The organism is Corallococcus sp. 4LFB, from assembly GCF_046520365.1.
Lineage (GTDB): Bacteria > Myxococcota > Myxococcia > Myxococcales > Myxococcaceae > Corallococcus > Corallococcus caeni.
Genome location: NZ_JBKGHJ010000561.1, coordinates 1 through 4,988, shown reverse-complemented (window position 1 = coordinate 4,988; position 4,988 = coordinate 1). Strand labels below are relative to the sequence as shown.

Here is a 4,988-nt window from a genome sequence, read left to right as displayed (position 1 = left end):
GCGGCGACGGCCCGGTGGCCCCGCGCGCGCGCCACGGCCCAGCGCACCGCGCCCAGCAGCGCCAGCGCGAGCAGCAGGTACACGGCCACGCCCATCCACGTCCACGCGGCCACGGCGACGATGAACGCGGAGGGCACCACGCGCGTCACGACCCAGGACAGCAGCAGCGGCAGGCACAGCGCCGTCAGCAGCACCTTGCCGGCGGTGCGCCAGCTCCGGTTCGTGGACGTGTCGCGGAAGAGGCGCCGGTACAGGTAGACGTGGACCAGGACCGACGCGACGCTGACGAGGAGGATGAACAGGATGACGCGCAACGGGCTTTCCACCATGGGAGGCCCATCCTGGCGCGCACGCGCTCCGGCGCAACCGGCACGCGCGTGAAGAAGCGTGAAGCGGTGGGGGCCCGGGGCTCCGGAGCCTGGAGCCTGGAGCCTGGCGACCGGCTACTTCCGGGCGTCACCCAGCGCGGCGCCAATCTGCTGCCACTCCTGGGCGTAGGTGCCGCGGGAGAAGGCGCGCAGGTCGTCCCCCGTCACCGTGCCGCGGGTGAGCGCGGTGTCGAGCGCTCGCACGATGGCGTTCTTGTGCGGCTGCTCCACGTACGGGTTGTCCTCGCGGAACACCTCGCCGAAGAGCGTCTCCAGGCGGCCGTCCTGCTTCAGCCGCTCCACGATGCGGTTCTGCGACGCGGGCGCGTCCGAGTGCGCGTGCAGCATGGCGGACGCGATGCCGCTCTGCGCGTCCGCGTCCGGGAACTCCGCCAGCAGCCCCAGCTCCATGTCCGCCTGGGCAATGGACTCCGCCTCCGCCGGCGAGGGCGGCGGCTTCACGGCCGGCGTCTGCGGGGGCGTGGGGCGGGCGGAGGCAGGGGCGGGGCGCGAGGGCTCGAAGTCGCTGCGGCCCTGGAACGAGCGCACGTTGGCGTTGGCGGGCGTCCGGCCCTGGGCGGCCCCCGGCTTGCCGTCGCGCGTGACGTCGCTCCGCTCGGACCGCTCGAACTCCGAGCGCTTCGGGGGAAGGGACGGGCGGTTGCCACCATCGACGCGAGACATGGGGGGACTCCAGGAGCGGGGGAAGGGGCCCGTCGCGGTACTCGCGCCGGGTTGCGCACCTACATCCGTTATCGGATCTGCCTTCCCCCAGGTTGCGTGGCCTGGGGGTCCACAACCCCCGCCCGGCTGCCCGCCTGCCGCGTCAAACCCCCCTCCCAATCCTGGATCATCCAGCCTTGGCCGCCTTCCTCCCGGGCCAAACCCTTGAATCCACGGGACTTTCATTCCGGACGGAAATCCGGCCCCTCGCCGCGCCGCGTCACCCCGCGGGCGAGAAGATTTCTTCCAGGCCGGCCGGGAGGCTGGTCTGCCACGCGGGGTAATTATGGCCCCCGCTGTAGGGCCGGTACGTGACGCGGTGGCCCGTGGCGTCGAGGACGGGCAGCAGGCGCTGGTTGCCGTCCTGGAGGCCCTCGAAGCGGCCGCAGTCCAGCCAGACGTGCAGGGGCGGCTGGTTCGTGCGCCGGGCCAGGTCGAAGACGACCATGTCGGTGCCCTCGATGGAGAAGGCGCCGGACTGGGACAGCACGCGGCCGAAGACGCGCGGCAGGCGCTGGGCGGCGTAGAGCGCCATCAGCCCGCCCAGGGACGAGCCCAGCACCGCGTGCGCGCCCGGCGTGCGCTGCGCGTCCACCAGCGACAGGTGCTCGCGGGCCAGCGGCAGCACGCGCTGCGCGAGGAAGGCCACGGTGGCCTCGCTGCACGCGTACTCGGTGGTGCGGGCCGGGCCGCCGTTGGCCACGAAGGCCATGGCCACCGGGCGCATGCGGCCCGCGGCGACCAGGTTCTCCACCAGCGTGGGCAGTTGCACGCGCTTCAAGTAGTCGTCGCCGTCCAGCACCACCATGAGCGGCACGGGGCCCTTCACGGGCGGCGCGTAGAGGGCCACCGCGCGCTTGCTGCCCACGGCCCACTCGTGCGTCGCCAGCTGGTGGCGCGTCAGGCGGCCCCTGGGCACGCCGCGGAGGCGCCGGCCCAGCGGCGTGGCTTCACCCTTCGGCATCCAGAAGCAGTGGTTGAAGCCGCCGAAGCCGTTGTCGGAGCGGCGCGGGTTGAGGGCGTCGCGCACGCGGCGGCCCTTCGCGTCCTGGAGGGCGTACTCGACGTAGGCGTCCTCGGGCAGCGCCAGCGAGCGCGCCCACAGCCCCCTGCCCACGCGCTCCAGGGGCAGGGGCGTGCCGCGCCAGTCCTGGAAGTCCCCCTGGAGGAAGACGGGGCGGGGCCCCTTCCACACGAAGGTGGCGGTGGCTCCGTCGATGAGCGGCGTGCCCTCTGTGCGCGCGCGGGCTTCCAGCGTCCGGGTGTCGTCCATGCGTGGCGCGCACTGTACGCACCCGTGCGCGCGAGCCCGGGGCCCGGCGCGGCGTCCCCGTCCACCCGCCGACATCGCGGGCGGGGGGCCTCGGCTCAGGGCGACAGCAGGTCGCGCAGCGCTCCAGCGAGCGCCGGGTAACGGAACTGGAAGCCCGCCTCCAGCGCGCGCTGGGGCATCACCCGCTGGCCCTCCAGCGCCACGCGCGCCATCTCCCCGAAGCGCGCCTTGAGGACCAGCCCCGGCACCGTCAGCGCCGCGGGCCGGTCCAGCACCGCGCCCAGCGTGTGCGCGAAGGTCGCGTTGGTGACGGGCTCCGGCGACGTGGCGTTCACCGGGCCGGACAGCGTGGGGTGCTCCAGCGCGAAGCGCATCAGCCCGAAGAGGTCCTCGCGGTGCACCCAGCTGACGTACTGGTGGCCGTGGCCCACCTTCGCGCCCGCGCCCATGCGGAACACCGGCAGCATCCGGTGCAGCACGCCGCCCGCCGGGTGCAGCACCACGCCGATGCGCAGCCGCACCGTGCGGATGCCCGCCTCCTGCGCGCGCAGGGCCTCCGCCTCCCAGCCCTGGCACACGTGGGCGAGGAAGTCGTCCCCGGGCGCGTCCTCCTCCGTCAGCGTCAGCCCGCGCGCGCGCCGCCGTAGAAGCCCACCGCCGACGCGCAGACGAAGTGCCGCACGCAGCCGGCCTGCTTCATCGCCTCCACCAGCACGCGCGTGCCCTCCACCCGGCTGGCGTGGATGCGGTGCTTGGCCTCGTGTGTCCAACGTTGGTCCACCGGCTCCCCGGCCAGGTGCACCACCCCTTCCGCCCCCGCCAGCGCGTCCGGCGACAGCGGCGTGCTGCCGTCGAAGTAGGAGCCCGTCACCCGGAGGCAGCCGGCCGAGCGCGTGTTCCACGTTCCGGCTGAGCACGTGCACCGTGTGACCCGCCTCCAACAAACCCTGTACAAGGCCTGGACCGAGGAAGCCGGTGGCGCCCGTGCAGGTCACCCTCACGGGTGGGCCTCCGGCTCCCGCCCGGCGGTCAGGTCCTGGCCCACCAGCTGGCTCAGGGTGGTGAAGAAGCGGTCCTGGTCCTCCGGCTTCATGCGGCCGGAGTACCGGAAGACGGGGGTGCCCTCCGCGTCCAGCAGCATCACCGTGGACGTCTTGGTGGGCAGCTTCCACGGCGCCAGGCCCAGGGTGCCCTTCAGGTCCACCAGGATGGGCACGCCGGCCTTCTTCTCCTCGTCGCGCACGTACGACAGGGCGATCTCCCGGGCGGGGAAGAAGTCGTACTTCTCCAGGTTGGCGACCGCCACCACGAAGGCGCTCTGGAGCAGGCCCCGTTCCCGTCCCCGGGCGAACAGCTCCGCCTTCAAGGGAGCGTTGAGTGTCGTGGAGTCCTTGTCCTCGTAGAAGAGGATGACGGGTTTCCCACGCCACCGGGCCAGCTGGACGCGCTCTCCCTTGGAGGTGCTTAACGTCGCGTCCACCGGCTCCGGATCCGGAGGGGCGCCGCCCGCGCTCCCCGCCGCCAGGGTCACCGTCAACGCACCTGTGATCCATGCCTTCATCGGGAGCCTCCCGTGTACAAGGTTTTTGCAAACCTTAGACATAGCCTTGACAATCTCTGTACGCAAACGCTACCTCTAGGTGGAAAGGCTGCTGCCGTGCTCCCGCCTTCGGAGATCCGCTGTATGGCCACCCTGCTTCCCAACGTGCAGCAGACCTCCGCCGGAGCCGCATACCCCGAGCAAGCCTGGCTGCAGCTCGTGCAGGCGCAGGTGGAAGCGGCGCTCGCCCAGCTGTTCGAGCTGCCGGATGAACAAGGCCTGGACGCACGTTGGACACAGGCGCAGGCGCAGACGCGGGCCTATGCGCTGCGGCCGGCGAAGCGGCTGAGGCCCGCGCTGGTGCTGGCGGGGCACGGACTGGCCCGCGGGAGCACCTCGGTGCCGCCGGGGCTGTGGCGCTTCGCCGCCGGGCTGGAGCTCCTGCACACGTTCCTGCTCATCCACGACGACGTGGCGGATCAGGCGGAGCTGCGCCGGGGCGGGCAGGTGCTGCACCGGATGCTGGCCCCGGGCCGGCCGGGGGAAGACCTGGCCGTGGTGATGGGGGACCACCTCTTCGCGCGCTCGCTGGAGGCGATGCTGGAGTCGGGCATGCCGGGCGCGTCGCGCGTGGCGCGCTACTACCTGGGGGTGTGCCGGCACACGGCCGCCGGGCAGTACCTGGACCTGGACCTGGCGCGCGTGCCGCTGGCGGAGGTGACGCTCTTCCAGACGCTGCGCGTGGCGCACCTCAAGACGGCGCGCTACGGCTTCTGCGCCCCGCTGGTGTGCGGCGCGATGCTGGGCGGCGCGGATCCGCTGCTCCAGCAGGGCCTGGAGCGGGTGGGGCGCTCGGTGGGGCTCGCGTACCAGCTGCGCGACGACCTCATCGGCCTGTACGGCGACGCGTCCGTGGCGGGCAAGGCGTCCGACGGCGACTTCACGCAGGCCAAGCGCACCTTCCCGGTGGTGGCCGCGTACGTGCGCGCCACGCCCGAGGGCCGCGAGGAGCTGGAGCGGCTGTGGGCGCTGCCGGTGGAGTGCAAGGACGACGCGGCGCTCGCGCGCGCCCGGGAGCTGGTGG

At 73.0% G+C, this 4,988-nt stretch carries 6 protein-coding genes and 1 pseudogene; 1 reads left to right on the top strand and 6 read right to left on the bottom strand.

Features of this window, described 5'->3' with window-relative positions:
• The 6 genes and pseudogenes from ACLEQD_RS36840 to ACLEQD_RS36815 form a co-directional block, all read right to left on the bottom strand.
• Positions 1-329 (bottom strand): annotated as a pseudogene (locus tag ACLEQD_RS36840) (metallophosphoesterase); the annotation flags it as partial.
• Positions 330-443: 114 nt separating this feature from the next.
• Positions 444-1,052, bottom strand: a complete 609-nt coding sequence (locus tag ACLEQD_RS36835) for a hypothetical protein (RefSeq protein ID WP_410390567.1) — start codon at positions 1,050-1,052, stop codon at positions 444-446.
• Positions 1,053-1,311: 259 nt separating this feature from the next.
• On the bottom strand, positions 1,312-2,364 hold the full coding sequence (locus tag ACLEQD_RS36830; protein WP_410390566.1) for an alpha/beta hydrolase-fold protein: 1,053 nt from the start codon (positions 2,362-2,364) through the stop codon (positions 1,312-1,314).
• A 95-nt stretch (positions 2,365-2,459) separates the two neighbouring features.
• Positions 2,460-2,984: a TIGR01777 family oxidoreductase gene (locus ACLEQD_RS36825; RefSeq protein WP_410390568.1), complete on the bottom strand. Its 525-nt coding sequence runs from the start codon at positions 2,982-2,984 to the stop codon at positions 2,460-2,462.
• Positions 2,985-2,986: 2 nt separating this feature from the next.
• Complete coding sequence (locus ACLEQD_RS36820) at positions 2,987-3,235, bottom strand: NAD-dependent epimerase/dehydratase family protein (RefSeq protein ID WP_410390565.1); 249 nt, start codon at positions 3,233-3,235, stop codon at positions 2,987-2,989.
• Positions 3,236-3,361: 126 nt separating this feature from the next.
• On the bottom strand, positions 3,362-3,925 hold the full coding sequence (locus tag ACLEQD_RS36815; RefSeq protein ID WP_410390564.1) for a peroxiredoxin family protein: 564 nt from the start codon (positions 3,923-3,925) through the stop codon (positions 3,362-3,364).
• A gap of 123 nt (positions 3,926-4,048) precedes the next feature.
• Here ACLEQD_RS36815 and ACLEQD_RS36810 point away from each other — a divergent pair.
• Positions 4,049-4,988, top strand: a 940-nt coding sequence (locus ACLEQD_RS36810) for a polyprenyl synthetase family protein (protein WP_410390563.1), incomplete at its 3' end; no start/stop codon positions are given.

What these genes read in the sequence shown, in the direction of transcription:
- ACLEQD_RS36835 (WP_410390567.1), bottom strand. Translation starts at nt 1,052, where the DNA reads ATGTCTCGCGTCGATGGTGGCAACCGCCCGTCCCTTCCCCCGAAGCGC.
- ACLEQD_RS36830 (WP_410390566.1), bottom strand. Translation starts at nt 2,364, where the DNA reads ATGGACGACACCCGGACGCTGGAAGCCCGCGCGCGCACAGAGGGCACG.
- ACLEQD_RS36815 (WP_410390564.1), bottom strand. Translation starts at nt 3,925, where the DNA reads ATGAAGGCATGGATCACAGGTGCGTTGACGGTGACCCTGGCGGCGGGG.